Here is a 20,738-nt window from a genome sequence, read left to right on the forward strand (position 1 = left end):
GTCACGCCCCCAACGTGTAGTCCGCGCCGGACTTCAGCAGCTGCGCCGCCTCGTCGACGATGCGCTCGATGATCGCGCCGGCGGGTTCGATCGAGTGGATGAGCCCGGCGGCTTCGCCGAACACGACCCCGGCGTTGTCGGGATCGCCGTCGGCGAAGGCGGCGCTGTATCGCGGGCCCTCGACGTCGGCGTTTGCTGTCAATGCCTTTTCGTCGCCGTGCCAGCGGTCGGTAAAAGCGTTGCGGCGCATGCGCATTGTGAATTCGGCCGGCCAATCAATGCCGCGGGCGATGTCGCCCGTCGTCGTGCGAATTGTGCTGTCCCCGTTGGATTCGACGATCGCTTGGTGGTGGCGTGGATGTACCAGCGCCTCGTCGGAAGCCCATAGCCGCGTGCCGACCAGCACGCCGTCGGCGCCCAAGAGGAGAGAGGCGGCCAGCGCCCGCCCGTCGGCGATGCCGCCGGCTGCGAGGAGCAGGGTTTTGGGGGAGCGCTGGGCCACGAAATCAGCGACCTCAGGAACAAGGCTCAGCGTCCCGCGCAAGGAACCGTGGCCACCGGCCTCAGTGCCCTGTGCGACCACAACATCGGCACCGACCTGTATTGCGCGTTCGACGTGGCCGAGGTTCTGGCATTGGCAAATGAGCATGGCGCCAGCATCTTTCACCTTATCCGCGAAGAGCGCGGGGTCGCCGAACGACAACATCACCGCGGCCGGGCCGAATTCGAGGGCTTCGGCCACCACGCTGGGCGAGCGCTGCGCCGACCACGTGATGAACCCGACGCCGACCCGCTCAGCTTCGGCCGCCGCGAATTGCGCACGAATCCATTCGGCGTCGCCGTATCCGCCGCCGATTAGTCCCAGCCCGCCGGCCCGGCTGACCGCCGCGGCCAGTGCACCGCCCGCGGCCAATGCCATCGGCGCGGAAACAATCGGGTGCGCAATCCCGAGGCGATCGGTCAGGCGGGTGGCGATCATCGTCTGATTATGGGCGTCAACTGAGCCGTCGAGCGTGGGGGTTGGCGCGGAAAAACCGCCGAGAATCCCTCCTAAACCTCCACGCTCGGCGTAGTCACGCGGACGGTGGTGACCAGTCTGACATTGCCACCCGCCTGCGCCTGTGAGAACTTGGTAACAGAGCCTTAACGATGGCTTCCGGACGATGGGTGCCGTACCCGGTGTGCGACAAGACGGCCCGGGAGAAACATCATGTCGTGGGTAATTCTCGTCATCTCCGGCGTCCTCGAAGCGGTATGGGCGACAGCGATGGGCAAGTCTGAAGGGTTCACCCGGCTCTCGCCGAGCATCGTGTTCGGGGTTGCGCTCATCGCCAGCATGGCCGGCCTGGCCTACGCCATGCGCGACCTTCCGGTCGGGACCGCCTACGCCGTCTGGGTGGGAATCGGCGCAGTCCTCACCGTCGTCTATGCGATGGCCACCGGGGATGAGACCACCTCGGTCCTCAAGGTGGTGTTCTTGGCGGTGATCATCGGCGGCGTTGTCGGGCTCAAGCTCGTTCACTAGGGCTGATTCCATGTCGGGCGGAGTAGGTTGCCCGGCATGGGGACTCTGAACTTCACCGCGACGGTGTCTCTCGACGGCTACGTCGCTGACGCCGACGGCGACTTCGATTGGTCCGGCCCGGGTGACGAGGTATTTGCCGTTCATCTCGCACGCATCGCAGGTGTTTCCACCGAGGTGCTGGGCCGGAAAACCTTTGCGCTGATGCGGTATTGGGAGAATTTCCCGGCGGACGAAGATGCCACCCCTGAGGAATTGGAGTTCGCCCGGCTGTGGCGCGACATCGAGACGATCGCCGTGTCGTCGACGCTGACGCGCGAAGACCTCGGGACGAGTCGAGCCCGGCTCGTTCCCGAACTGACCTTGGCCGAATTGCGCCAGATCGTGGACGACGCACCGGGAGCGGTCGAGATCTTCGGACCCACTACGGCGGCCGATGCGATCCGTGCCGGCATGATCGACGACTTCCACTTCTTCGTCGTACCCAAGGTCGTGGGCGCGGGTCTGCGCGCCCTGCCTGACGATGTGGTGCTCGACCTGAACCTCGTCGAGCACCGGGTTTTCGACGACGGTGTCGCCTACCTGCATTACAGGCCTCGCTGAAAGTGGTTCGAGCGTGGGGGTTTACGCGGAAAAACGCGGCGAATTCCTCGTAAAACCGCACGCTCGACGTAGTCAGAGCGGCCGCAGCGACTTGATGGTCTTCATCGGGAACCGCGACGAGACGCGGTGGATGCCGGGGATCGCAAGCACCTTGCTCGTCAGGAACTGCTCGTAGGCGGGCAGGTCCGCGACGGCGACGCGGACGAGATAGTCCGGCGACCCGAACAGCCGATGCAGTTCGAGCACTTGGGGATACGCGGCCATCTTGGCCTCGAAGGTCTCGATGCTCTTCATGTCGAAGTCGGTGATCTCGACGTCGAGGAGCACCTCGAAGCTCTGATTGGCGGCCGCGGGTGAGATCTGCGCCTGGTAGCCGACGATGACGCCGTCGGCCTCGAGCCGTTGAACCCGCCGCAGGCACGGCCCCGGCGTGAGCCCGACGCGTTCGGCCAGGGCGACGTTCGCGATGCGGCCATCCTCGCGCAGGACGTCGATTATTGCTGTGTCAAGGCTGTCCATGACCAATTATTGCTCACACCGGCCCGCTAGCGCAGTAAGTAGCAACCAAATTCTGCTGCTGACCTGGGATCATTGTTGTCATGGATGCTCTGGTGGTGACGTCTCGGAAAGCGGAGGTCGCCGCGGGCGTGCGGGCATCGCTGGCAGCCGGACTCGGCATGTATCCGATCGGCGTCGCCTTCGGGCTTCTGGTCGTCCAGGCGGGCCTGCCGTGGTGGGTCGCCCCGGCGCTGTCCATCGCATGTTTCGCCGGGTCGTTGGAGCTGCTGCTGATCGGCCTGATCGTCGCGGCCACCCCGCTCGCGACCATCGCACTGACCGCGTTCCTGGTGAACTTCCGTCACGTCTTCTACGCGTTCACGTTTCCGCTGCACGTGGTGCGCAACCGGTTCGCCCGTGCCTATTCGGTCTACACCCTCGTCGACGAGGCGTACGCGGTGACCGCCGCCAACCCGCGCGGCTGGACGTCGTGGCGCCTGGTCTCGATGCAGGCCGCGTTCCAGATCTATTGGGTCGGTGGCGGTTTGACGGGCGTCTTGCTCGGTTCGATGCTGCCCGCGCGCATCGAAGGGCTCGAATTCGCTTTGTGCGCCTTGTTCGTCACTCTGACGCTCGACGCCTGCCGCTCCCGCGACGGCGTGCCATCGCTTCTCCTTGCGGCCCTTAGCTTCTCGATCGCGGTGGTGGTTGCGCCTCATGCGGCGTTGTTCGTCGGGCTGCTGCTGTTCATCGCCACGCTCGTCGCGCGCTACGCGTTGGTCCGGCGGCAGGCGGTCGTCGATGCCTGACCTGGGGTACCTGGCGGCCGTGCTGGGGACCGTCTTCGCCATCAACCTGGCGTTGCGCGCCGTGCCGTTCGCGATCCTGCAGCCACTGCGAAAGTCGCGCTTCGTCAACACGATGGCCGCCTGGATGCCCGTCGGCATCGTGGTGATTCTCGCGGCGAGCACCTTCCGTTCGGTCTCCGGCGACGGAAAACACTTGGCGTTCGCGGCATTTGCGGTGGCTATCACCGTGGCGGCCCACCTTTTGGGCGGACGGCGGACCCTGCTCAGCGTCGGCGCCGGAACGCTCGTCTATGTGCTGCTCGTGAACTCAGTCTGATTGTGTGCGAAGTACTGCACCAGGCAGAACTCGTGGCCTTCGGGGTCGAACATGACCAGCACGACGCCCTCGTCGTAGTCGTGACGTGTCCCTGACCATTGCCCGCCGAGGTCCTCGACATGTTGACGGCCGGCATCGATGTCGTCGACTTCGACGTCGAGATGAATGCGAACCTTCGTCGCCTTCGCCTCGGGCACGCGCTGGAAGGTGAGCCGCGGCGTCGGACCTTCCCGAGAACCAAGGGTCGCCCAGCCTGGGTCGTCGCCGTGTTCGTAGGAAGGCTCGATGTGGAGCAGGTGTCCCCAGAACGTCGACATCACAACCGGATCGACACAGTCGATGGTTACGCCCGACCATTGATTCGGCACGACAGCACGCCCCTCCCTGTGTCGATCAATCATGCACTTGGCGACGGTTATGGGGAAGCGTTCAATAGTTTCCGTGGACGTCTTCAGAGATGCGTCAGTGCGTGCGGTGCTTCGCGATTCGCTGACCTCCGCGAAAGCGATGGCCGGTGGCCGGCCGCCCGTTGAGGGGGCCCACGTCGATGGGCCGAAACTGCTCAGTCACTTCGTCGGCCTCGCCACAGATGAACGCCTCGTTGACATTCCGGTGAACCGTCGACCGTGGACGTCCAGCGGGGTGCGGGTCGAACAGGGCGATCGAGTGACCTGGCTGGCATGGGGCCGGGCCTACGCGATGATGCCGCGGAGCATCGGCGCCGGGCCGAGTTTCGGGATGCTCTGCCGCGTCGGCGACGGTCCGGTCCAGATGAGCGCGCGCCCCACGTTCACGTTCACCGCGGACCGGGACGGCGAAGTACTGTTCGGCGGACGACTACCCGCTGAGTTACAGCCCGACGGTGAATGCCGGACAGACCGCATCCCATTCGGTGCGATCCGCGGCGGCTTCAGCGCAGTCGTCGTCGTGTGGCCGAGCAGCCGCGACCCCGAAAGCACACTGAAACAGCTTGCACCCCTGGACTCTTCGGGATTGTGCCGGATCGAGCACGAGCGTCTTACGGCGCCACCCGCGCCACCGACCGGCTGGTCGCACCATCCGTTGCTCGGGCACGAGGACGTCTATGCGGACTCCGCCGACGGCATCACGGTCGACTGCGACGACACCGTCGGGATCATCCGCTACCCGGTGCAGGTGGCCCTGACCGATCAGTTGCGTCTGCGGTGGTCGTGGCGCGTCGACCGCCTGCCGTCGTCGCTGCCGGAGAACACGATGTTCACCCACGACTACGTGAGCATCGCCGTCGAGTTCGACAACGGGCGCGACCTCACCTGGCAATGGAGCGCGACGCTACCGCCGGGCCTGGCCTATCCGTGCCCACTCGACCACTGGCGGCATCGCGAAACCCACATCGTGGTCCGCAGCGGCACCGCCGAATTGGGTGATTGGGTCACCGATGAACGGCCCGTGCTCGCCGACGCTCGTGCCGCCATCGGCGGCGAGGCGCCGACAGCGATCGTCGCGGTGTGGTTGATCGCCGTCAGCCTCAACCAGCATCAGTCGGCGGTCGGGGCCTTCCGCGATATCGAACTCCGCGACGGTTCCGAGGTGACAACCATCTAGCGCTCGCTCAAGGAAGTTGTCGGTGCCCACCGATAGCCTGCGCGACATGAAGCTTGTTTCCACCCGCATCATCACCGCCGACGTACCGAGCCTGGTCGGCTTCTATGAACTGGTGACCGGCGCCGACGCGGTCTGGGCCAACGACCTGTTCGCGGAAATCCCCACGCCGGTGGGCACGTTGGCCATCGGTAGCGACAAGACCGTCCCGTTGTTCGGGGCCGGTTCCGCAGAGCCGGCAGCCAACCGAACGGCCATCATCGAGTTCATCGTGGCGGACGTCGACGCTGAATATGACCGGCTGCGCGACCGGTTGGACGAGGTCGTCACCGAGCCGACCACCATGCCGTGGGGTAACCGGGCGCTGCTGTTCCGCGATCCCGACGGAAACCTGATCAACCTGTTCACTCCGGTCACCGACGAGGCCAAAGCCAGGTTCGGGGTATAGCGGTCAGTCAGTCCATCTGTTCGACCCACTGGGCGCGCGATGGCCCGGGTTCGAACGGATCGCTGAAATACTGTGTTTCCCTGATGATTTCACCGTTCTCGAATTCGGCGATGCTCACGACGTAGTACGGGTGGTCGTCGTAGGTCATGATCAGCTCGCTGATCCAGAGATCGCCGCTGCCGACTATCCGCCGCACCGTGAAGCGCTTGGCATTGGGCTGTGCTTCGCGTGATGCCTGAATGTTGTCGCGGCCGCGGATACGTTCACCGGACTGCGGGTATTCGAGGACCGCATCGGATCGGTAGATGCGATGTTCGGCGTCGAAGTCGTTGACGTCGGAAGCTGCCCAGTGGGCCGCAAGCGCACCCCGCACTTCGCTGTCGTTCATGGCTGCCTTCCTGGAGGTGGTCCATCCAGTGTGGTCGTGTCGCAGCGCCGGCGGTGAACCTTGGTCGCGCCCACTGTCGCCGTGGCCGTAGGCGGCCTAGCATTTGTCGGTGAGCTTCGTCGTCTCGCCAGACGCCTATGGCCGCTACATGGGCCGGTATGCCGAACCGCTGGCGACGGTCTTCGGCGCGTTCGCCGGGATCGCCGCCGGCAGCAAGGTGCTCGACGTCGGCTGCGGTCCGGGTGCGCTGACGGCCCATGCCCTGTCGGTCGGAGCCGAGGTGTCGGCCATCGATCCGTCGCCGCCGTTCGTCGACGCGATTCGTGAACGGTTCCCCGCCATCGATGTGCGCAGCGGTACGGCAGAGGAATTACCCTATGAAGCAGATACTTTCGATACCTCGCTCGCGCAGTTGGTGGTGCACTTCATGGCGGACCCCGTCGTCGGTATCAGCCAGATGGCTCGTGTCACTCGGCCCGGCGGCGTCGTCGCGGCCTGCGTCTGGGACGGGCCGACCGGTGCGCTGGCGCCGTTTTGGGAAGCAGTTCACGTGATCGATCCCGATGCGAAGGATGAGGCGCTCCTTTCTGGTGCGCACCGGGGGCATCTGACCGAGATCTTCGAAACCGCAGGATTGCGCGACGTGCACGAAGACGCCATCGCGGTCGACGTCGTGCACCCGACTTTCGAGGAGTGGTGGGAGCCGTACACGTTCGGTGTCGGCCCCGCGGGCGACTACGTGCAGCGGCTTAACGACGAAGCCCGCGAGAGGCTGGAAACCGTGGCGCGCGAACGACTGGGCGCCGGGCCGTTCACCGTCACCGCTACCGCGTGGGCTGCGCGCGGGACAGTCTGATCCCATCCGTCGAGTGGTCAGTTACGACACGAGAATGGCGAAATGGCGTGCGATAACTGGCCGCTCGGCGGTCAGGAGATGCCGAGCGCTGCGGCGGTCAGGTGCCAGAGCCGTTCGGCTGCCAGGTCCGGGTCGGCCCTGGGCGTGGCACGCAACTGCTGGGCGATGCTGTGCCGCAGGCCGCCGATGACGAACGCTCCGGCGCTGGCCGCGTCGATGTCGTCGGGCAACTGACCGAGGGCTTGTCCACTGCGGATGTTGTCGGCCGCGACCTCGCTCATGGTCTGCAGGTGCACGGCTTCGAGCTCGGCGAGTTCGGGGTCCAGCGTCGCGCGGCCGAGCAGGATCGGCGCCAGGTCATCGTCGAAGTGATAGGCGACGAAACGCCGGGTGCGCTCCCGTTCCCGGACACCCCAGTCGGCGTCGATAGGCAGGTGCACGTCGGCGATGGCATGGCGCAGCCCGTGGTAGAAGTCGTCGTAAACAGCTGCGAGCAGACCGCTTTTGGAGCCGAAGTGGTGATAGAGGGCGCCGGTGCTCAGCTGTGCCCGACGCGTCAGCGCGCTCAGTTCGAGCACCCCGTTGCCGCGGACCAGTTCGTCGCGGGCGGCGGTCAGAAGTTGTTGACGTCCGATCGGGGCGCGTGCCATAGTCCGAAACATAACAGAATTCAGTTATGTTTCGGCGGGAGTGGGGCAATGAGCACTGAAGTGTCATCGTTGGCGGACCTGAGCGGCGATCTGGCCGGCACGTATCGCCGAACCGAAAGCAGCGGCGCGACGGTCGATCCCGCGCTCGTGGAGGCCGACCTCGCCGCGATGGCGCGCGACGGGTACGTGATCCTGCCCGACCTGCTCAGTCCCACGCAGCTCGACGAGATTCGCGCCGCCGTGACGCCGATGCTGGATCGGCACGGCCGCAACGGATTTGAGGGACGTTCGACGCAGCGGATCTACAGCGTGCTGAACAAGACCTCGGCGTGTGACGTCATCGCCGACCATCCGCGGGTGCTCGCGCTACTGGACCGGATGTTCCTGCCGAACTATCTGCTGTCGATGCTCCAGGTGATCAACATCCTGCCGGGGGAGCAGGCCCAGATGCTGCACACCGACGACGGCTTCTATCCGCTGCCGCGTCCCCGGGCCGCGTTGGGCGCCGCGACCATCTGGGCCATCGACGATTTCACCGCCGAAAACGGTGCCACCGATGTGGTGCCCGGCAGCCAGCTGTGGGACGACCGGCTGCCCGGCGACGACGTCGAACGCCGGCCTGTCGTGATGAAAGCCGGCTCGTGCGTGTTCTTCCCGGGCACGCTGTGGCATGGCGGCGGAGCCAACCGCACCGACCGTCCGCGGCTCGCCCTCACCGCGCAATACTGCGAGCCGTGGCTGCGGCCGCAAGAGGCGTTCACGCTGTCGATGACTCGCGACACCGTGCGCCGGGTGTCGGAAGACATTCGCCGGATGCTGGGCTACAGCATCCACCCGCCGTTCATCGGGCAGGTCGAAGGCATGCACCCGAAGCGCCTGCTTTAGCGGAGCGCTCCCACCTGAGCTTGCGTGCGACGAAGCTGCCGACTTTCGCACACAAGCTCAGGTTCGGCGGAAATCAGTACGGCACGTCCGTGGCGCCGGCGGAGGTGTCCTTCTCGTCGTGATTCGACTCGTGGAATCCGAAGTCGTATGGGTTCGGGCCTTGCTGCGGCAGATCGAATTCGTCTCCGCCATAAGGCACATCGGGATCGGGGTCGGCGCCGGCCATCGGAGCGAGGCTTATTGCGCCGCCGATCGCGGCCGCGGCAATCCATGGTGCAACGAGCGCGATTTTCATTCGCATGACGCCTCCTGCAAGCTGGCTATTTACTGGGAATTTGCGCACAAATACTAGTCCCGGCTTGACAGAATCGACGCCGATTGCAATTTTTCGACGAATTCCTGGCCCGCAGGTCAGGCCAGGATTTCGATCTCGCTGCCCAGCTGATATCCCGGCGTCAACGACAGGGAATCACCACTCCAGAATGACCCCGGATCGAAATAGTTCTCGCGCTTTTCGGTGACCAATAGCCCCATCTCCTCGTAGGTGATGGCCACCGTCTCGGCGCAGTACGCGGTTTCGAGCCCCGCCGCCCGTCGACGGTTCTTGTCTTTCTCGGCGGTTTCGCGAACCTTCTGGTGCACCACCGGAATTCCGCGGGTGTAGTCGCTGATCACCGGTGCCCGTCCCCGGAACCACCGGCCCGTCAACCGGGCTGTGGTGGGGAACGCGGTGCCGTCCATGCGGGCCACCACTTTGAGTGCCAGGTCTTCCTGCTCGCGGGTGGCGTACGGCGTCAGCTGCCGCAGCCAGCAACGCTGCCCGTACACGTACACCCACCGCTCGACGGCGGAGCGCAGGTCGTTGAGTTGCACGCCGCGGTGGTGGCTGCCGCTCCACAGACATTCGAGTTTGTCGCCGAGTTCGGCGTGCCAGATCAGCGGCGGCAGATCGTCGATGGCGACCGTCATGCCGACGTGGTTGACGGGCGCATTGGTGAGTGCCTGGATGGCACGGTCGGGCTTGGAAGCCCCGCGGAACAACCAGATATCGCCGGTCCGGGTCTCGGCCAGCGCCCGCTCCAGTGTCACCGCGTTACCAGTCATGTGGGCAGTTAAACATTCCCCGTCGCTTCGCTCGCCCGGGAAGGCAGAATCGAGTCATGCGTGGCTTGTGGAAGTGGGTTGGTATGGCGGGTGTCGCGGGCGTGGTCGCCGGTGGCGTGTTGGTTGCGCGGGATCAGCGCAAACGTGAGTCGTATACCGCCGACGATATTCGCGCGCGGTTACATCAGCGGCTGGCCGAGTCCAGCGGCCAGTCCACCGCATAGAGCCGGTGGTCTCCAGTGAAGCCCTTCAGCTCCGCCGTCCGGCCACTGTCGAAGCTGATGTCGGCGCAGGAACCCAAGCCGGACAGGGCATCTCGCACGGCCTTGCTCACCAGAATCTCGGCGCCGTCGGCCTGGCTCGCGACGCGGGCCGCCATGGCGACGTTGCGGCCGAACAGGTCGTCGCCGCGGCGCACCGACTTACCGGTGTGAATGCCGATGCGGACGCGAATACCATTGGGGGCCTTGGCCAATTGCTGCTGCATGTCGATGCTGCAGCGCACCGCCTGCTCGGGCTCGGCGAAGGCGATCATGAAACCGTCGCCCTGACTCTTCACGACGTACCCGGACTGCTTCTTGACGCACCGGCTGACCAGCTTGTCGTGGTGGTCGATCAGCCGCACCCAGGCCCGGTCGCCCATGCGCTCGTTGAGGGCGGTGGACCCCTCGATGTCCGAGAACACGATCGCCACCCGACCGGTCGGCGCCAACTTGGCCAGGTCCGGCCGCTCCACCTCGGCCCAGCCGGCCAGCTCCTCGATCGATGACCACATCGCGCCGCCGAAACCCTCTTTGTTGATGAGGTTGGCGGTCTGCCACATCGTCTTGACCGCAGCCCGCCCGCCGGCCAGCAGGAGATTGGTGCGCGGCTCGGACGGCGCGCGCAACTCCTCGATCTCCTGCCGCGCGGCGCGCAACCGGGCGCGTGTCACCCGCACCACGATCGCCTCGGCGACAACGACCACCGCGAGCACGCAGATGGCGACCAGCTCTACCGTCACCGCTCAAGTATCGAGGCGACGGCCCACTATCGGGTCATTGACGGACGAACTGCACCACCGCGTCGGTGAACGCGTCATTGTCGTCACCGGCTGCGGTGTGTCCGGCGTCGGACAGTTCGACGAACTGCGCGGCCGGCACCTTCTGCAGGAAGTCCTGCACGCCTTCGGTGGTGACCACGTCGGAGAGCTTGCCGCGGATCAGCAGGATCGGTATCTCGAGGTTGATCGCGGCGTGCTCGAGCATCTCGGCGCGCTCGAACGGATCGTCGTCGGGCGCGGTGAGGAACGCCGGGTCCCAGTGCCAGAACCACTTGCCGTCCTGCAGCCGCAGGTTCTTCTTGAGCCCTTCGACACTGCGCGGGCGGGCGCGGTGGGGCAGGTACGCCGCGACGGCGTCGGCGGCCTCCTCCAGCGAGGTGAAGCCGTCGATGCCGCTGAACATGAAGTCGCGGATTCGCGCGCTGCCGCTTTTCTCGAATCGGGGCACGACGTCGACCAGGACCAGCTTGGTGACCAGCTCGGGTCCGGCCTCATGAGCGACCGGCAGGCTGGTCAGGCCGCCCATGCTGGCGCCGATCAGGGCCACCGGCCGGTCGATCTGATAGATCACCTGCAAGGTGTCGCCGGTGAGCGTCTCCAGCGAGTAGTTCGCGGTGGGGGAGCGGTCGCTGTCGCCGTGCCCCCGGCTGTCCAGCGCGACGACGTGGAAGCCGGCATCCGCGAGAATCTGGCCGGTGTTCTTCCAGGAGTGCCGGTTCTGACCACCGCCGTGCAGCATCAGGATGGTGGGCTTGTCCTGGGCGATCTCCGCGTCGCGGTTCCACTCGTCGGCGACCAGGGTCAGCTCGTCGATACCGCGGAATTGCACCGTCTGTGGATTGCTGCCGCCATCGGCGGGGGAAGTGCGTTCATCGGTGCTCACTGGGAATCCTCTCGTCACTTCTCCTGCACGTTACCGAGCTGTGCTAACTGAACCGAACACGACCCTCGTCACCCCCTGGTCTCTAGACTCGGCCGAGGTGTCGCCGCCCACGCCGGGTGCGCGGCGAGAGGAAGGCACATGGCTGACGAGCACGGGCGGCACAGGAATCCCGACGACGCGGACGAGGCAGACGCGAGCGCCGCGGACCCGACGCCGGACGCCGCCGACGACAAACCGGCCGTTTCCGACGATGAAGCCCTCGCCTTCGTGAAACAAGCTGCGCCCAAACGGGATAACCGTGTCATCGCGGCATTGGTCGTGGGTGTTGTGGTGGTGGTTGCGCTGGGCGCGTTGGTGACCTGGCTCGGTCAGCGCGAACTGCAGTCGCGTCGAGACGATGCCCTGCACCAGATGTATCTGACCGCCGGGAAGCAGTCCGCGGCCAATCTCACGACCATCGACTACCGGCACGTCGACGACGACATCAAGCGGGCGCTGGATACTTCGACCGGCGCCTACTTCGATGAATTCAAGCAACGCTCGGCGGCCGTCGTCGACTCGGTGAAGCAGCAGCAGTCGGTGTCGTCCGGCACGATCACCGAGGCCGGGGTGGAATCGGCGAACGACGCCACCGGCGTGGTCCTGGTCGCGGTGAAGGTACACACCGAGGTCGGCAGCGGTCCGCCGCAACGGGACCGCTACTGGCGCGTGCGGCTGACGATGCAGAAGGTGGGCGACAGCGCCAAGGTGTCGAACGTGGAGCCGATCCAATGAGCAAGCACGGGATGGACGAGCCCGACGAGGCGGCCGAGACCGAGCTTGAGCCGACGGAGCTCGAGGCGGAGCCGGAATCGGAGGAGTCCGAGGGGTCCAAGGGGGCCGAGTCTGAGTCCGAATCCGAGTCCGCTGAGGCGGCATCGGCGGCGGCCGATGATGCTGTGCCGCAAGCGAAACCGCTGAAGCCTGGGATCGAGTGGGGGCGGGTGATCGCCTACCGGGTGCTGCCGGCGCTGGCGGTCGTACTCGCGGCCGCTGCCGGCGGCCTGTGGTACCTGACCGCGAGGCACAGCAATGAGGCCGAGCAGGCGGCGGTGATCAAGGTGGCCCGCGACGGCACGGTCGCGCTGCTGTCGTACGAACCGGACACTGTCCGCCAACAACTCACCGACGCGCGCAAGCTGCTCACCACGCCATTCCTGGACGAGTACACGACGCTGACCAAGTCGGTGATCCCCGGCGCCGAACAGCGGCACATCTCGGCAGCGACGTCAGTGCCGGCCGCGGCCGCGGTGTCGGTCGACGAGAACCACGCCGTCGTGCTGGTGTTCGTCAACCAGACTGTCCGCGTCGGCGACCAGCCGCCGACCAGTACGCCGACCAGCGCACGGGTGACCCTGGAACGACTGGGGGGCCAGTGGCTGATCGCCAACTTCGAACCGGTGTGATGGCGGCCGCCGACGCCCAGAGCTTCTGGATGTCGGCGAAAATCCCCAACGACATGTTTCAGGTGTGCGGGTTCGACGGTATGCCCGCCGACCTGGACGAGGCGCTCGCAGCGGTGCGGCGGAACGTCGCGGCCTGCCCAGAATTGTTGGTACGTATAGACGATTCGGATTCCTGGCGCTATCCGTCGTGGGTGCGGTGCGACCTGGCCGAGGAATCCGTCGTTGTGCACGAACTCGACGACGCCTCCTGGTCCGGGTGCCTCGACGCCATCCGCGGCGTGGCAGCCGGTGACCAACTCGATGCCGCGGTGCAGGTGTGGCGGCTGCACGTGTTCGCCGGCGTCACCGGGATGCCGGAGACGACAGGGCCGGGCACGGTCGTCGTCGTGCAGATGTCGCATGCCCTGGCCGACGGGCGGCGGGCGACGGCCCTGGTCGGGCGAATCTTCGGACGGGACCAGGAAGTGCCCGCGGTGGTCGAGCCGCGGTGGGGGACGTGGGCGCTGCCGTATCTGGCGTGGCGAGCCAGCGCTGCTCACCGTCGACTCGTGCAGGACACCGAGTCGGGTGCTGTTGCCGCACCGGCGGATTCGTGGCCGTTGCAGCCGACCAACAACGCGCCGGAGGGGCCCGACGTGCTGCGGGCGGTGGTCCGTCACCGTGCTCAGTTGCCCGGGCCGACGGTGACGGTGGGCGTGCTGGCGGCCATCTCGGAGGCGCTGGCCGCCGAGTTGGGCGGCGTCACCGCACTCGGAGCCGAGGTGCCCATGGCCAAGACCAGCACGCGCCACGCCTACAACCACTACGGCAACGTCAGCGTGGCATTGCACCCGCAATTGCCGTTCCATGAGCGGGCGGTCCGGATCGAAGCGGAACTCGCCCAGCGGCGACAGCGCTTCGAGCATCCCGCGGTTACGGCGAGCGATGCCGCCTCCGCGGCGGTGCCGGCACCGGTATTGCGTTGGGGGATTGGGCATTTCGACCCACACACCCGGTCGACGACGGCGGCCGGCAACACCGTGGTGTCCAGCGTCAACCGGGGTCCGGCCGATCTGACGTTCGGCGGATGCCGGGTGGTGTTGTCCACCGCGTGCCCGGCGTTGTCCCCGATGATGGGCTTGACGCACGGGGTGCACGGCATCGGGGACATCGTCACGATCAGCGTGCACGCGTCCCCGTCGGCCTTACCGGATGTCGATTCGTATGTGGAACGGTTGTCGGCGGTTCTGGACTCCGGGGCTTAGTCTCGACGCGTGACTGCTTACGCGTTCTCGATCCTGCTGCTGCGGGTGGTGCTCGGTCTGACCATGGCTGCGCACGGGTACAACAAGTTCTTCGGTGGCGGCCGGATCCCGGGTACCGCCGGCTGGTTCGACAGCATCGGCATGAAGCCGGGCCTGCTGCACGCCCGGCTGGCCGCCAGCACCGAAATCCTGGCCGGCCTGGGCTTGGCGGTCGGCTTCCTGACGCCGCTCCCCGCCGCGGGCTTCGTGGCGCTGATGGTCGTGGCGGCCTGGACCGTGCACCGCGACAACGGCTTCTTCATCGTGAAATCCGGCTGGGAGTACAACCTGGTGCTGGGTGTCGCGGCGGTGGCCATCGCGGGTACCGGCGCGGGCCGCTACAGCCTGGACTGCCTGCTGTTCCACGGCAGCAGCTTCTATCACCTGCTGCACGGCTGGTGCGGGCTGGCGATCGCCGTCGGGCTCGGGCTCGCCGGTGGCATCGGGCAGCTGCTGATCTTCTTCCGCCCGCCCGTCAAGGTCTAGCGGTCTCCCCGCGAGCAGACGCAAAACTGTCGATTTCGCGCCCAAATCGACAGTTTTGCGTCTGTTCGCGAAAGGAAATCTAGAACACGTTCTAGTCTGACGAGTATGGGCTTTCTTAAACAGGACACCCCCGTCATCGACTTCGCGGAGTGGAGCAAGGGCACCCGTGCGGAGAAGATCGTGCCGATGGCCCGGCACTGGGCCGAGACGGGCTTCGGCACGCCGGTGGCGCTGCACCTGTTCTACGTCGTGAAGATCGGCCTGTACATCCTGGGCGGCTGGCTTATCGCGTTGTCCACCAAGGGGATCGACGGCTTCACCGACGTCGCGACATGGTGGACCGAGCCGATCGTCTTCGAAAAGGTCGTGCTGTACACGATGCTGTTCGAGGTGGTCGGCCTCGGCTGCGGGTTCGGTCCGCTGAACAACCGGTTCTTCCCGCCGCTGGGCTCCATCCTGTACTGGCTACGGCCGAAGACCATTCGTCTGCCGCCGTGGCCCGGCCGCGTCCCGCTGACCAAGGGTGACACCCGCGGGCCGGTTGATGTGCTGCTCTACGGCGCGCTGCTGGTCCTGCTAGTCGTCGCCCTGTGCTCCGACGGCACCGGCCCGATGCCGGGACTGCGCACCGCCGTCGGTGTGCTCCCGATGTGGCAGATCTGGGCCATCTTGGGAGTGCTGGCGGTGCTCGGCCTCAGAGACAAGGTGATCTTCCTGGCCGCCCGCGGCGAGGTGTACGGCTCGTTCACCGCCGCCTTCCTGTTCGCCGGCTACGGGGTCGACCTGATCATCGCGGCCAAGCTGGTGTGCATGGTGATCTGGCTGGGCGCCGCGACCTCGAAGCTCAACCAGCACTTCCCGTTCGTCATCTCCACGATGATGAGCAACAACCCGGTGCTGCGCCCCAAGTTCATCAAGCGCGCGTTCTTCGAGCACTTCCCGGACGACCTGCGTCCCGGCCGGCCGTCGCGCTTCATGGCGCACTTCAGCACTCTCATCGAGGGTGGGGTGCCGCTGGTGCTGTTCTTCTCGGGCGGCGGCTGGCCGACGTACGTCGCCGCGTTCGTCATGCTGTGCTTCCACTTCGGCATCCTGTCGGCGATCCCGATGGGTGTGCCGCTGGAGTGGAACGTCTTCATGATGTTCTGCGTCGTGACGCTGTTCGTCGGCCATGCCGACATCGGGCTGACGGACCTGACGTCGCCGTGGCCCATCGTGCTGTTCGCGGTCGTCGCGGGCACCGTCGTGATCGGAAACCTGTTCCCGCGCAAGGTGTCTTTCCTGCCGGGCATGCGGTACTACGCCGGCAACTGGGACACGTCGCTGTGGTGCATCAAGCCGTCGGCCGACGAGAAGATCGCCAAGAACATCGTCGCGATCGCCAGCATGCCCGCCGCGCAGCTCGAAAAGTTCTACGGCAGTAAGGAAGCCGCGCAGATCCCGATGTACATGGGCTACGCGTTCCGCGCTTTCAACACGCACGGCCGCGCGCTGTTCACGCTCGCGCACCGCGCGATGGCCGGGTACAACGAGGACGACTACACCCTGACCGACGGGGAGCGCATCGTCTCGACCGCCATCGGCTGGAACTTCGGCGACGGCCACATGTCCAACGAACAACTCGTCGCGGCGCTGCAGGAGCGGTGCCACTTCGAGCCGGGTGAGGTGCGGATCGTCATGCTCGACGCGCAGCCCATCCACCGGCAGACCCAGCGGTACCGCCTGGTCGACGCCGCCACCGGCGAGTTCGAGAGTGGCTACGTGAAGGTGGGCGACATGGTCAGCCGCCAGCCGTGGGCCGACGACGTGCCGGTCTACGGCGTGACTAGCGCATGACGTCGCGGACTTTGAGGTTCTCCATGCCCTCGAACAGCAGGCTGTTCGCGGTGTCGAGGTGCTTGCGCCAATGTGCTTCGGCGGCTGCGGCATTGCCGGACCGCATGAGCGTCATCAGCCGGCGGTAGGAGCGCATCAGGATGTCGTAGTCCGCCTTGGACATCGGGCGGTTCTCGCGCATCGCGAACGCGATGTGGCGGACGGTGATCTCGTGCAGCATGCCGGCGATGATGGCCAGCGTCGCGTTGCCGGACAGCTCGACCATGCGCAGGTGGAAGTCGCCGGTCGTTTCGGCCATGCGGCCCGACTCGTAGCCGGACGGGACGTACTCGGCCAGCATGGTGTCGAGCTCGTCGAAGACCTCGGTGTCGCCCTGCTCGGTCAGCAGCCGCACCACGGTGGGCTCGACGCTGGAGCGGGCGATGGTCACGTCGGCGATCGTGGCGCCGGACAGCTCGAGCAGCAGGCCCGCCGGGCGCGCGACGATTTCCGGGCCGGGCACCCGGACGCGCGCGCCGGTGCGCGACCCGCGCCGCACCTCCACCAGGCGCTCGGATTCCAGGACGCGAACGGCCTCGCGCAGAGTCGGGCGGCTGACACCGAAGTGCGCCATCAGCTCGGCCTCGTTGGGCAGGAAGTCGCCTTCCTTGAGCTGGCCGTCGACGACCATGCGGCGCAAGGTGCCGGCCACCAGTTCCGCGGTTTTGGGGGAGCGGATGGGGCCGCTCGTCGAGGATGGCACAGTACGTGGGTCGATCATCGGCGACAACGGCGGAGTCTGCGCCATCTGGGCCCTCCTTGAACCGAATGTGCTGGCCTCGTGTTAGGCAACTCAGTAAACCATGTGGGATGGCATTAGCCGTTCATTCGCGGAAATGGCGCCTGCCTACCAACTAGTAGGTTGACCTAGTAAACCTACTGTTCTATGTTCACTGATAAAGCGTGTTTACGGGTGTCAATTCATCGTTGAAGGAGAAGTCCGTGGCAGAAGCAGTCATCGTCGAGGCAGTCCGGTCACCCATCGGAAGGCGCAACGGCGCCCTGTCGGGTGTGCATCCGGCCGAGCTGTCGGCTCAGGTACTCAACGCGCTGGTGCAGCGCGCGGGCGTCGACCCCGCGCTGGTCGACGACGTGATCTGGGGCTGCGTCATGCAGGCCGGCGAGCAGGCCCTCGACATCGCCCGCACCGCGGTGCTGACCGCCGGCTGGCCCGAGACCGTCCCCGGTGTCACCGTCGACCGCCAGTGCGGCTCGAGCCAGCAGTCGGTGCACTTCGCCGCGGCCGGTGTGGTCGCCGGCCACTACGACATCGTCGTCGCCGGTGGCGTCGAATCGATGTCGCGCACCCCGATGGGCTCGTCGCTCGCCAACGGCGGCCACCCCTACCCGGAGGCGTTCCGCGCCCGCTACACCGAAACCCCGAACCAGGGCACCGGTGCCGAGATGATGGCCGAGAAGTGGGGCCTGTCCCGCACCCAGCTCGACGAGTTCTCGCTGCGCTCGCACGAAAAAGCCGCTGCCGCACAGGATGCCGGCGTCTTCAAAGACCAGATCGTGGCGATCAAGGACCAGGACGGCAATATCGTCTCCGAGGACGGCGGCATCCGTCGCGGCGGCACCGTCGAGGCCATGGCCGCGATCAAGCCGGCCTTCAAGGAAGACGGTGTCATCCACGCCGGAAACGCCTCGCAGATCTCCGACGGCTCGGCGGCACTGCTGATCATGTCGGCGGAGAAGGCAAAAGAGTTGGGCCTCAAGCCTCTTGCCCGGCTGCACACCGGGGTCCTGGCCGGCGCCGACCCGGTGATGATGCTGAGCGCCCCGATCCCCGCCACTCAGAAGGCGCTGGCCAAGTCCGGCCTGAGCGTGGGCGACATCGGCGTCTTCGAGGTCAACGAGGCCTTCGCACCGGTTCCGATGGCGTGGCTCAAGGACATCGGCGCCGACGAGGACCGCCTGAACCCCAACGGCGGCGCCATCGCCCTCGGCCACCCGCTCGGCGGTTCCGGCGCCCGCATCATGACCACCCTGCTGCACCACATGCGGGACAACGGAATTCAGTACGGCTTCCAGACCATGTGTGAGGGTGGCGGCCAGGCCAACGCGACCATCCTGGAGCTGTTGTGACCTCTGTTGCCGCCGAACCCGGCGCGCTCTCGGAACGTCGCGGCAACGTCCTGCTGATCACCATCAACCGGCCGGACGCCCGCAACGCGGTCAACCAGGCCGTCAGCATCGGTGTCGGCGACGCGCTGCAGGCCGCGCAGGACGACCCCGAGATCCGGGCCGTCGTGATCACCGGCTCCGGCGACAAATCATTCTGTGCCGGTGCGGATCTCAAGGCGCTGTCGCGCGGCGAGAACCTCTTCCACCCGGACCACACCGACTGGGGCTTCGCCGGCTACGTCAGCCATTTTATCGACAAGCCCACCATCGCGGCCGTCAACGGCACCGCCCTGGGCGGCGGTTCGGAACTGGCGTTGGCCAGCGACCTGGTGGTCGCCGAGGAGAGCGCGAAATTCGGCCTGCCGGAAGTGAAACGCGGACTGATCGCCGGTGCCGGCGGTGTGTTCCGCATCGTCGAGCAGCTGCCGCGCAAGGTGGCGCTGGAGCTGCTGTTCACCGGTGAGCCGATGACGTCCGCCGACGCGCTGCGCTGGGGCCTGATCAACCAGGTGGTGCCGGACGGCACCGTCGTCGACGCGGCTTTGGCGCTGGCGGAACGGATCACGTCGAACGCGCCGCTGGCCGTGCAGGCCAGCAAGCGGGTGGCATACGGCGCCGACGACGGCGTGGTGACCGGCGAGAAGGATGGCTGGAAGCGCACCAACCGCGAGTTCGTCACCCTGCTGCAGTCCGAGGACGCCAAAGAAGGACCGTTGGCCTTCGCGCAGAAGCGCGAGCCCGTTTGGAAAGCGAAATAGTAATGAAGCGAACAGTTTTCGAAGACGAACACGAAGCGCTGCGGGAGTCCACCCGGCAGTACATCGAGCGCGAGCTCGTCCCCAATGCCGAGAAGTGGGAAGAACAGCGCATGGTCGACCGGTCGGCGTTCCTCGCCGCTGGGAAGTACGGCCTGATCGGGTTCAACATGCCCGAGGAGTTCGGCGGCGGTGGGTCCGACGACTTCCGGTTCAATGCCGTGATCGACGAGGAGCTGGCCCGCTACGGCGGCCCCGCGCCGTCGCTGAGCCTCCAGAACGACGTCGTCGCACCGTATTTCAAGCACCTCGCGAACGACGAGCAGAAGGCGCGGTGGATGCCGGGCATCGCCAGCGGTGAGCTGATCCTCGCCGTCGCGATGACCGAGCCCGGCGCCGGCAGTGACCTGGCCGGCATCCGGACCTCCGCCGTCCGCGACGGGGACGACTGGATCATCAACGGCTCCAAGACATTCATCTCGTCGGGCATCAATTGCGACCTCGTCGTCGTGGTGTGTCGCACCAACCCCGAGGCCGGGCACAAGGGCTTCACGCTGCTGGTCGTCGAACGTGGGATGGCCGGCTTCGAGCGGGGGCGCAAGCTGGACAAGATGGGCCTGCACGCGCAGGACACCTCGGAGCTGCACTTCGAGAACGTCCGCGTGCCGTCGGCGAACATCCTCGGCAAAGAAGGTGGCGGCTTCTACCACCTGATGCAGAACCTGCCGTCAGAGCGGCTCGGCATCGCCATCTCGGCGATCGCTGGCGCGCGCGAATCCTGGCGCCAGACACTGCAGTACGCCAAGGACCGCAAGGCCTTCGGGCAGTCGATCGGCAACTTCCAGCACAACCGCTTCCTGCTGGCGGAGATGGACACCGAGCTCGACGTGTGCGAGCGGTACATCGACCGGTGCCTGCAGGGTGTCGTCGACGGTGATCTGTCCGCCGTCGAGGCGGCGAAGGCCAAGTGGTTCTGCACCGAGACCGCCAAGAAGGTCATCGACGGCTGCGTGCAGCTGCACGGCGGCTACGGCTACATGATGGAGTACCGCGTGGCCCGCGACTACTGCGATTCCCGCATCCAGACGATCTTCGGTGGCACCACCGAGATCATGAAGGACATCATCGGCCGCGATCTGGGCCTGTAAGTCCTCCAAAAGCCAATCGGCGCCCCCGCACAAC

The 20,738-nt window shown here is 66.3% G+C and carries 26 protein-coding genes and 1 riboswitch; of the genes, 16 read left to right on the forward strand and 10 right to left on the reverse strand.

From position 1 onward, the window contains the following. Position 1 precedes the first annotated feature (1 nt). Positions 2 to 979: an NAD(P)H-dependent flavin oxidoreductase gene (locus TL10_RS04755; RefSeq protein WP_043984724.1), complete on the reverse strand. Its 978-nt coding sequence runs from the start codon at positions 977 to 979 to the stop codon at positions 2 to 4. A 156-nt stretch (positions 980 to 1,135) separates the two neighbouring features. Next, positions 1,136 to 1,201, forward strand: a riboswitch (guanidine-III (ykkC-III) riboswitch). A gap of 9 nt (positions 1,202 to 1,210) precedes the next feature. Between TL10_RS04755 and TL10_RS04760 the strand changes: the two genes are divergently transcribed. Together TL10_RS04760 and TL10_RS04765 are read left to right on the forward strand one after the other, a co-directional pair. Beyond that, complete coding sequence (locus TL10_RS04760) at positions 1,211 to 1,525, forward strand: DMT family transporter (RefSeq protein ID WP_043984725.1); 315 nt, start codon at positions 1,211 to 1,213, stop codon at positions 1,523 to 1,525. A gap of 36 nt (positions 1,526 to 1,561) precedes the next feature. Next, on the forward strand, positions 1,562 to 2,125 hold the full coding sequence (locus TL10_RS04765; RefSeq protein ID WP_043984726.1) for a dihydrofolate reductase family protein: 564 nt from the start codon (positions 1,562 to 1,564) through the stop codon (positions 2,123 to 2,125). A 72-nt stretch (positions 2,126 to 2,197) separates the two neighbouring features. On the opposite strand, the gene TL10_RS04770 is transcribed toward TL10_RS04765, so the two are convergent. Next, the gene (locus TL10_RS04770) at positions 2,198 to 2,644 is read right to left on the reverse strand and encodes an Lrp/AsnC family transcriptional regulator (protein WP_081936680.1); all 447 of its coding nucleotides are present in this window, start codon (positions 2,642 to 2,644) and stop codon (positions 2,198 to 2,200) included. Between the two features lie 80 nt (positions 2,645 to 2,724). Between TL10_RS04770 and TL10_RS04775 the strand changes: the two genes are divergently transcribed. Then, positions 2,725 to 3,432 (forward strand): AzlC family ABC transporter permease, encoded by a 708-nt coding sequence (locus TL10_RS04775; RefSeq protein WP_043984727.1) that lies wholly within the window; start codon positions 2,725 to 2,727, stop codon positions 3,430 to 3,432. Then, positions 3,425 to 3,748, forward strand: coding sequence for a branched-chain amino acid transport AzlD family protein (locus tag TL10_RS04780; protein WP_043984728.1), 324 nt, complete (start codon positions 3,425 to 3,427; stop codon positions 3,746 to 3,748). The genes TL10_RS04775 and TL10_RS04780 overlap by 8 nt, the downstream gene beginning before the upstream one ends. Here TL10_RS04780 and TL10_RS04785 read toward each other — a convergent pair. Then, positions 3,721 to 4,116 carry a VOC family protein gene (locus TL10_RS04785; protein ID WP_043984729.1) on the reverse strand — a complete coding sequence of 132 codons (396 nt, stop codon included), beginning with the start codon at positions 4,114 to 4,116 and terminating at the stop codon, positions 3,721 to 3,723. The two genes, TL10_RS04780 and TL10_RS04785, sit on opposite strands and share 28 nt — an antisense overlap. 73 nt (positions 4,117 to 4,189) lie before the next feature. Here TL10_RS04785 and TL10_RS29450 point away from each other — a divergent pair, with 73 nt between their 5' ends. Both TL10_RS29450 and TL10_RS04795 read left to right on the forward strand, forming a co-directional pair. After that, positions 4,190 to 5,332, forward strand: coding sequence for a DUF3047 domain-containing protein (locus TL10_RS29450; protein WP_234711369.1), 1,143 nt, complete (start codon positions 4,190 to 4,192; stop codon positions 5,330 to 5,332). A 46-nt stretch (positions 5,333 to 5,378) separates the two neighbouring features. After that, positions 5,379 to 5,777, forward strand: coding sequence for a VOC family protein (locus tag TL10_RS04795; protein WP_043396033.1), 399 nt, complete (start codon positions 5,379 to 5,381; stop codon positions 5,775 to 5,777). A gap of 7 nt (positions 5,778 to 5,784) precedes the next feature. On the opposite strand, the gene TL10_RS04800 is transcribed toward TL10_RS04795, so the two are convergent. Continuing rightward, entirely contained in the window at positions 5,785 to 6,165 is a 381-nt protein-coding gene (locus TL10_RS04800) for a nuclear transport factor 2 family protein (protein WP_043395685.1), read from the reverse strand. A 109-nt stretch (positions 6,166 to 6,274) separates the two neighbouring features. Between TL10_RS04800 and TL10_RS04805 the strand changes: the two genes are divergently transcribed. Continuing rightward, positions 6,275 to 7,021 (forward strand): class I SAM-dependent methyltransferase, encoded by a 747-nt coding sequence (locus tag TL10_RS04805; RefSeq protein ID WP_043984730.1) that lies wholly within the window; start codon positions 6,275 to 6,277, stop codon positions 7,019 to 7,021. A gap of 71 nt (positions 7,022 to 7,092) precedes the next feature. Here the strand turns inward: TL10_RS04805 and TL10_RS04810 are convergent, their stop codons facing one another. Continuing rightward, complete coding sequence (locus tag TL10_RS04810) at positions 7,093 to 7,671, reverse strand: TetR/AcrR family transcriptional regulator (RefSeq protein WP_043984732.1); 579 nt, start codon at positions 7,669 to 7,671, stop codon at positions 7,093 to 7,095. Positions 7,672 to 7,719: 48 nt separating this feature from the next. Between TL10_RS04810 and TL10_RS04815 the strand changes: the two genes are divergently transcribed. Beyond that, the gene (locus tag TL10_RS04815; RefSeq protein ID WP_043984733.1) at positions 7,720 to 8,556 is read left to right on the forward strand and encodes a phytanoyl-CoA dioxygenase family protein; all 837 of its coding nucleotides are present in this window, start codon (positions 7,720 to 7,722) and stop codon (positions 8,554 to 8,556) included. 73 nt (positions 8,557 to 8,629) lie between these two features. On the opposite strand, the gene TL10_RS04820 is transcribed toward TL10_RS04815, so the two are convergent. The 4 genes from TL10_RS04820 to TL10_RS04835 form a co-directional block, all read right to left on the reverse strand. Next, on the reverse strand, positions 8,630 to 8,857 hold the full coding sequence (locus TL10_RS04820) for a hypothetical protein (protein WP_043395675.1): 228 nt from the start codon (positions 8,855 to 8,857) through the stop codon (positions 8,630 to 8,632). Positions 8,858 to 8,967: 110 nt separating this feature from the next. Continuing rightward, on the reverse strand, positions 8,968 to 9,660 hold the full coding sequence (locus TL10_RS04825) for a hypothetical protein (protein WP_043395672.1): 693 nt from the start codon (positions 9,658 to 9,660) through the stop codon (positions 8,968 to 8,970). 184 nt (positions 9,661 to 9,844) lie between these two features. Beyond that, positions 9,845 to 10,663 carry an adenylate/guanylate cyclase domain-containing protein gene (locus tag TL10_RS04830; protein ID WP_110788963.1) on the reverse strand — a complete coding sequence of 273 codons (819 nt, stop codon included), beginning with the start codon at positions 10,661 to 10,663 and terminating at the stop codon, positions 9,845 to 9,847. A 34-nt stretch (positions 10,664 to 10,697) separates the two neighbouring features. Next, the gene (locus tag TL10_RS04835; RefSeq protein WP_043984734.1) at positions 10,698 to 11,585 is read right to left on the reverse strand and encodes an alpha/beta fold hydrolase; all 888 of its coding nucleotides are present in this window, start codon (positions 11,583 to 11,585) and stop codon (positions 10,698 to 10,700) included. 138 nt (positions 11,586 to 11,723) lie between these two features. Here TL10_RS04835 and TL10_RS04840 point away from each other — a divergent pair, with 138 nt between their 5' ends. From TL10_RS04840 to TL10_RS04860, 5 genes are all read left to right on the forward strand, one after another. Beyond that, positions 11,724 to 12,359, forward strand: coding sequence for an Rv1363c family protein (locus TL10_RS04840; RefSeq protein WP_043984735.1), 636 nt, complete (start codon positions 11,724 to 11,726; stop codon positions 12,357 to 12,359). Then, entirely contained in the window at positions 12,356 to 13,030 is a 675-nt protein-coding gene (locus tag TL10_RS04845; RefSeq protein ID WP_043395669.1) for an Rv1363c family protein, read from the forward strand. The genes TL10_RS04840 and TL10_RS04845 overlap by 4 nt, the downstream gene beginning before the upstream one ends. Then, a complete protein-coding gene (locus tag TL10_RS04850; protein WP_043984736.1) occupies positions 13,030 to 14,274 on the forward strand; it encodes a WS/DGAT/MGAT family O-acyltransferase in 1,245 nt (414 codons plus the stop codon). The genes TL10_RS04845 and TL10_RS04850 overlap by 1 nt, the downstream gene beginning before the upstream one ends. A gap of 9 nt (positions 14,275 to 14,283) precedes the next feature. Then, complete coding sequence (locus TL10_RS04855; protein ID WP_043984737.1) at positions 14,284 to 14,799, forward strand: DoxX family protein; 516 nt, start codon at positions 14,284 to 14,286, stop codon at positions 14,797 to 14,799. Between the two features lie 105 nt (positions 14,800 to 14,904). Then, on the forward strand, positions 14,905 to 16,635 hold the full coding sequence (locus TL10_RS04860) for a DUF3556 domain-containing protein (protein ID WP_043984738.1): 1,731 nt from the start codon (positions 14,905 to 14,907) through the stop codon (positions 16,633 to 16,635). On the opposite strand, the gene TL10_RS04865 is transcribed toward TL10_RS04860, so the two are convergent. Next, positions 16,625 to 17,422 (reverse strand): FadR/GntR family transcriptional regulator, encoded by a 798-nt coding sequence (locus TL10_RS04865; protein ID WP_043984739.1) that lies wholly within the window; start codon positions 17,420 to 17,422, stop codon positions 16,625 to 16,627. The two genes, TL10_RS04860 and TL10_RS04865, sit on opposite strands and share 11 nt — an antisense overlap. A 194-nt stretch (positions 17,423 to 17,616) precedes the next feature. Here TL10_RS04865 and TL10_RS04870 point away from each other — a divergent pair, with 194 nt between their 5' ends. Genes TL10_RS04870 through TL10_RS04880 form a run of 3 tightly spaced genes read left to right on the forward strand, consistent with a single transcriptional unit; the run spans position 17,617 to position 20,704 of the window. Further along, the gene (locus TL10_RS04870) at positions 17,617 to 18,762 is read left to right on the forward strand and encodes a thiolase family protein (protein WP_043396021.1); all 1,146 of its coding nucleotides are present in this window, start codon (positions 17,617 to 17,619) and stop codon (positions 18,760 to 18,762) included. Further along, on the forward strand, positions 18,759 to 19,559 hold the full coding sequence (locus TL10_RS04875; protein ID WP_043395655.1) for a crotonase/enoyl-CoA hydratase family protein: 801 nt from the start codon (positions 18,759 to 18,761) through the stop codon (positions 19,557 to 19,559). Before TL10_RS04870 ends, TL10_RS04875 begins: the two co-directional genes overlap by 4 nt. 2 nt (positions 19,560 to 19,561) lie before the next feature. After that, the gene (locus TL10_RS04880) at positions 19,562 to 20,704 is read left to right on the forward strand and encodes an acyl-CoA dehydrogenase family protein (protein WP_043984740.1); all 1,143 of its coding nucleotides are present in this window, start codon (positions 19,562 to 19,564) and stop codon (positions 20,702 to 20,704) included. Positions 20,705 to 20,738 lie beyond the last annotated feature (34 nt).

The sequence above is a fragment of the Mycolicibacterium llatzerense genome (genome assembly GCF_000878195.1).
In the GTDB taxonomy this organism is placed as follows: domain Bacteria; phylum Actinomycetota; class Actinomycetes; order Mycobacteriales; family Mycobacteriaceae; genus Mycobacterium; species Mycobacterium llatzerense.

What these genes read in the sequence shown, in the direction of transcription:
- TL10_RS04820 (WP_043395675.1), bottom strand. Translation starts at nt 8,857, where the DNA reads ATGCGAATGAAAATCGCGCTCGTTGCACCATGGATTGCCGCGGCCGCG.
- TL10_RS04845 (WP_043395669.1), top strand. Translation starts at nt 12,356, where the DNA reads ATGAGCAAGCACGGGATGGACGAGCCCGACGAGGCGGCCGAGACCGAG.
- TL10_RS04775 (WP_043984727.1), top strand. Translation starts at nt 2,725, where the DNA reads ATGGATGCTCTGGTGGTGACGTCTCGGAAAGCGGAGGTCGCCGCGGGC.
- TL10_RS04765 (WP_043984726.1), top strand. Translation starts at nt 1,562, where the DNA reads ATGGGGACTCTGAACTTCACCGCGACGGTGTCTCTCGACGGCTACGTC.
- TL10_RS04825 (WP_043395672.1), bottom strand. Translation starts at nt 9,660, where the DNA reads ATGACTGGTAACGCGGTGACACTGGAGCGGGCGCTGGCCGAGACCCGG.
- TL10_RS04860 (WP_043984738.1), top strand. Translation starts at nt 14,905, where the DNA reads ATGGGCTTTCTTAAACAGGACACCCCCGTCATCGACTTCGCGGAGTGG.
- TL10_RS04850 (WP_043984736.1), top strand. Translation starts at nt 13,030, where the DNA reads ATGGCGGCCGCCGACGCCCAGAGCTTCTGGATGTCGGCGAAAATCCCC.
- TL10_RS04760 (WP_043984725.1), top strand. Translation starts at nt 1,211, where the DNA reads ATGTCGTGGGTAATTCTCGTCATCTCCGGCGTCCTCGAAGCGGTATGG.
- TL10_RS04880 (WP_043984740.1), top strand. Translation starts at nt 19,562, where the DNA reads ATGAAGCGAACAGTTTTCGAAGACGAACACGAAGCGCTGCGGGAGTCC.
- TL10_RS04840 (WP_043984735.1), top strand. Translation starts at nt 11,724, where the DNA reads ATGGCTGACGAGCACGGGCGGCACAGGAATCCCGACGACGCGGACGAG.
- TL10_RS04800 (WP_043395685.1), bottom strand. Translation starts at nt 6,165, where the DNA reads ATGAACGACAGCGAAGTGCGGGGTGCGCTTGCGGCCCACTGGGCAGCT.
- TL10_RS04815 (WP_043984733.1), top strand. Translation starts at nt 7,720, where the DNA reads ATGAGCACTGAAGTGTCATCGTTGGCGGACCTGAGCGGCGATCTGGCC.
- TL10_RS04780 (WP_043984728.1), top strand. Translation starts at nt 3,425, where the DNA reads ATGCCTGACCTGGGGTACCTGGCGGCCGTGCTGGGGACCGTCTTCGCC.
- TL10_RS04755 (WP_043984724.1), bottom strand. Translation starts at nt 979, where the DNA reads ATGATCGCCACCCGCCTGACCGATCGCCTCGGGATTGCGCACCCGATT.
- TL10_RS04795 (WP_043396033.1), top strand. Translation starts at nt 5,379, where the DNA reads ATGAAGCTTGTTTCCACCCGCATCATCACCGCCGACGTACCGAGCCTG.
- TL10_RS04865 (WP_043984739.1), bottom strand. Translation starts at nt 17,422, where the DNA reads ATGGCGCAGACTCCGCCGTTGTCGCCGATGATCGACCCACGTACTGTG.
- TL10_RS04770 (WP_081936680.1), bottom strand. Translation starts at nt 2,644, where the DNA reads ATGGACAGCCTTGACACAGCAATAATCGACGTCCTGCGCGAGGATGGC.
- TL10_RS04810 (WP_043984732.1), bottom strand. Translation starts at nt 7,671, where the DNA reads ATGGCACGCGCCCCGATCGGACGTCAACAACTTCTGACCGCCGCCCGC.